The sequence below is a fragment of the Nostoc sp. UCD121 genome, from assembly GCF_014222285.1.
In the GTDB taxonomy this organism is placed as follows: domain Bacteria; phylum Cyanobacteriota; class Cyanobacteriia; order Cyanobacteriales; family Nostocaceae; genus Nostoc.
Genome location: NZ_JACKZS010000377.1, coordinates 1 through 3,634 on the forward strand (window position 1 = coordinate 1; position 3,634 = coordinate 3,634).

A 3,634-nucleotide genomic window follows, 5' to 3' on the forward strand; every position below is an offset into this window, starting at 1 on the left:
GTATTAAACAGATTATAAATGCAGTTAATGCTTTTTTATGTACAATTAGTAACTAAAAAATTATATCTTGTACAGTTGTTTTGTACTGTTGTTAATGATACTGTTGATGTCTTAGATTAGACGTAATCTATCTAACAATGCGTCTAATGAAAAATTTTGCTTCACTAGTTAAAAAGCTTAATCTTGCACCATACCGAAAGCAGCAATTTAACTATATAGACCACATCCCACATTTTTTAGCGGTAACTTCCTATTTTGCTCTTTTTGGATTTTCTTTTCACAATCCTGATGCAAGATTAGCTTTTATTAATGTTTGTACGCTTTTAATAGCTGGTTATTTGGGAAAAACCTCAGATAATAAACAATAAAAAGCCTCTTACCAGATTGACTGACAAGAGACTTGGATTATAATGTTGTTCTCAAACTAGCATATCGCGTGCGATAGGCAACCTTCCCCAAAAAGGTTGTCTATTCTAATTTGTAGGTAGTTCTAACTGTTCTACGGTCTATTCAGTCGTTGCAGTCTTTACTTTGGGTTTTACTTTCGTGGTTGCAGGAAATTAAATATACTATTTTTTATATGGTGTTTAACACTGTTTTTAATTTATCAAAATCGCTATAACCCTTATTCTGTAGGGATTGTTAAAAATAATATCTTCTGACTTTCATGTGATTTTTATCGTGTATTTCCCGACATTTTCGCCAACTGGTGACAGCATAGACAACGCCGCCGCCGCTCCCAACACCTGCTCGTCGCTCACTTCCAAATATTTCTGCAACTGCTCCAAATTCCGATGAAGAGAGATTTCCTGAATTACCCGCAGTGGTATGCCAGCGTTACTCCTGAAGGGGTGAGCGCGGTACGCCTGAAGCTGTGGGTACTCACGCCACGTCTAAAATCCCAGTCATTGATGAACCAGATGGATCTATTCCTAACTGGGAGCAAGCTGATCAAAAGCATCCCTATTAGAAAATTTTCGTCGTGATTTTCTTGGTATCAAAACAAATCAGCATAGCCAAATTGAGAGTATGTCATTTCTGTGGCAATTTTCAGTCAAAATAACATAAAACTCATGGCAATATGGGGCAACTAGTAGTCATTTTCCAGTCACTTCTTACCGCTTCTTGGAAGTTCCTGGAACCGATTTTTATGATAAAAACATGGTTAACTCATGGAGTATGTATGGCATACCTGCGGCACTTTAGCGGCAAATTAATTTTGAATTTTGACGCACAGTACGCCATCTTTGGCAGAAAGTTTTTTGGAGCGAAAAATGATGATTTAAGTGAATTTCAAATCACTTGAAGCAAAAAAAACTACTAAAATACTACTTTTATGCTACAAGTGGGGACTGTACAGTTCACTGTCTTCAACGTTGACTTTTAAAGACTCAATTCATCATCCTGCTCCTGCTGTTGCTGCTGTTGCCTTAACTGCTGCCCATAATCGAGTAGCTGCTGATTCCAATCACTGGCTTTAGATTTTTTGATTTGGGACTGTGGCATTAGTTCTAATACACGCTGTGCTGCCGCATCAGTGCTTTTATCGTTACCAAACGCCACCAGTATATTAGGAACTTTCTGCAATCGCTCAAGTGGTAAGCTCTTGATGTCATCAATAGCCATATAAACTGTTCTTTCGGGTGGGACATCGCCCCTCTTCAGATATTCCAGCATGGCTCTTGAAATAGCATCAATGGGGGACTTGCACAAAATCGCTGTTGAGGTTTTATCGTTAGCCTTTCCCCCCAAACTGAAGTAAAACCAGCTATCACTGCGTTTGGTTCCTTTCTCGTATCCCTTAAAAGTGTTGTTCTCTCCCCTAGTTCCTCTTAGGAATGCACCGTTACGTTGACCCTCAAGATTCCGCATGACAAAAACAGCATTTTGTTGCTGATCAGCGTAAACTAGCCCCTGGTTATGAAGCATTTGAATACAGTCAGAGCGGATGCCCCGAAATTGAGTGAGGTAATGTTCAACGGCAGACCAGTTAGCTTTATCTTCAACAGGTGGAGCGAATTGGGAACGTGGTTCAGTCTGGATAATGTCAGCCGCCCTGTTCTTAACGTGAGCGATCGCTGCACGTTCTACACCAGCTTCACCAAATCGCTCATCTAACCAGACAACCGCTTGCCGAAAATTGCACTGATTAACGTGCATCACCAAATCAATCGCACCGCCAGAGCCTTTGGAGTGTTCGGGAGCAAAGTCGTAGAATTTGGGCCCATCTATATTAATGATGTGTCCGTGACCCCGCCACCGCTCACGCTCGTAATTTAGCCCCAACTCCCAGGCGACATCCTCTAAAGCCAAGTCGCGTAGTTGTTGGGTTTTCAACTCCAGCGATCGTACAATTTCTTCTAGCCGTTGTCGTTCCTTCTCGCTAGCATAAGCCCGTTGCTCCGCCCGTTCTAGTCGCTCTTGCATGAAAGCCCGGTCAGCCAGTTGGTGGTTGATGGCGTGGAATTGGTCATCATTCTGAATCCGGGCAACGTAATTTGTAGCTGATTCAAGCGGTTGGGGAGCTAGTTTCTTATTCGACCAGACGGCAGTGAGTGGTTCACTGTTAACCGCTTGGTAATATTCCTTTACTTTGGTGTGGGTTGCCTTACTGCCCTTAACCCCTCGTTCAATGCCCAAAGGAGCGAGTGCAGCAGCATAGCTATCTTGGAGTTTGGATAACTTAATGCTGGCAGCACGACCATTACCCCCAAACATTTCTTTGTGGCTTAACTGCTTGGTTTTTTCGTTGATGGGTACGACATAGGCATGAATGTGGGGAGTCGCTTCATCCAAATGCAACTCTGCCCTGACGCACTTATCACCATAGTTATTGACTAGCCAACTGCGAGAAGCCTTAACAAAGTCCAACATTCGGGGATTATCCCATTCCCCGGCTTTTGATGGATTATCGGGGCGAAAATATTCTGGGGATGCTGAAAGAAAAATATCGCTACACAGCACGGCATCCTTGCGCGGTTTGTGTAAAGTTGTGTTGGCTATCTTGTTTTTCACCAAAACTTCAAGCGGTGAATCATCCTCCATGCCAATCAGCCGGATATTTTTTTTAGTGGTGTCGGCATTTGGGGTATCTTGTAAACGGGCAGTATGCTTCTCGCTACCGCCAATGTTGCCGAAAGACTTGAGTTTTTCAACGCGCAGAATCGCTAAAGCCACCATTGTTTTTTTTCGGATTTTGCAGTTGTGCCAATGGGTGCAAACTCCCCGCAGGGGCGAACGTAACTTTTGTGTTCTGAGCGGAGCGAGGAATGGGCGCAGCCCACCCGCAGGGCGCAAAAGTGTAGTGAGTACACCACCAACATGGTACACCCAAGCGAAATTCTCCGGCAACAGCACCCACTCCCGCCGCAAAGCGACCTCTTGGCACAAATATGGAGCAACTCAGCACAAATATTGAGCAACTTGGCACAATTTGGTCAGCCAAAATCAGCATTTAGGTCATGAACCGAGGTAAATCACGAGTGCCAGATTGTGCTAAATTAGTGCAAAATCTGCACTTATATAGTGCCATTCTGCTCTAAATCTGCACTAAAATTAGATCATCGTTTTAACCAGCTATTTGCATGACTGACATTTACCTCAGCGTGGACGTTGGTGGGTCGCAAACTAAGAT

General features: G+C 43.3%; 3 protein-coding genes and 1 pseudogene. 2 read left to right on the plus strand and 2 right to left on the minus strand.

Going from position 1 to position 3,634, the window contains the following annotated elements; genetic code table 11:
• The first annotated feature begins 146 nt into the window (after positions 1-146).
• Positions 147-368 carry a hypothetical protein gene (locus tag GNF10_RS35780; protein ID WP_185582161.1) on the plus strand — a complete coding sequence of 74 codons (222 nt, stop codon included), beginning with the start codon at positions 147-149 and terminating at the stop codon, positions 366-368.
• Positions 369-665: 297 nt separating this feature from the next.
• On the opposite strand, the pseudogene GNF10_RS35785 reads toward GNF10_RS35780, so the two are convergent.
• Positions 666-889, minus strand: a pseudogene (locus tag GNF10_RS35785) (tyrosine-type recombinase/integrase); the annotation flags it as partial.
• Between the two features lie 192 nt (positions 890-1,081).
• Between GNF10_RS35785 and GNF10_RS35790 the strand changes: the two are divergent.
• Positions 1,082-1,306 (plus strand): hypothetical protein, encoded by a 225-nt coding sequence (locus tag GNF10_RS35790; RefSeq protein WP_185582160.1) that lies wholly within the window; start codon positions 1,082-1,084, stop codon positions 1,304-1,306.
• Positions 1,307-1,383: 77 nt separating this feature from the next.
• On the opposite strand, the gene mobV is transcribed toward GNF10_RS35790, so the two are convergent.
• The gene (gene mobV / locus GNF10_RS35795) at positions 1,384-3,180 is read right to left on the minus strand and encodes a MobV family relaxase (RefSeq protein WP_185607438.1); all 1,797 of its coding nucleotides are present in this window, start codon (positions 3,178-3,180) and stop codon (positions 1,384-1,386) included.
• Between the last annotated feature and the right edge of the window lie 454 nt (positions 3,181-3,634).

Bases quoted from the DNA above. Each gene is read 5' to 3' on its own strand.
- GNF10_RS35780 (WP_185582161.1), top strand. From the start codon at position 147: ATGAAAAATTTTGCTTCACTAGTTAAAAAGCTTAATCTTGCACCATAC.
- GNF10_RS35790 (WP_185582160.1), top strand. From the start codon at position 1,082: ATGGGGCAACTAGTAGTCATTTTCCAGTCACTTCTTACCGCTTCTTGG.
- mobV (WP_185607438.1), bottom strand. From the start codon at position 3,180: ATGGTGGCTTTAGCGATTCTGCGCGTTGAAAAACTCAAGTCTTTCGGC.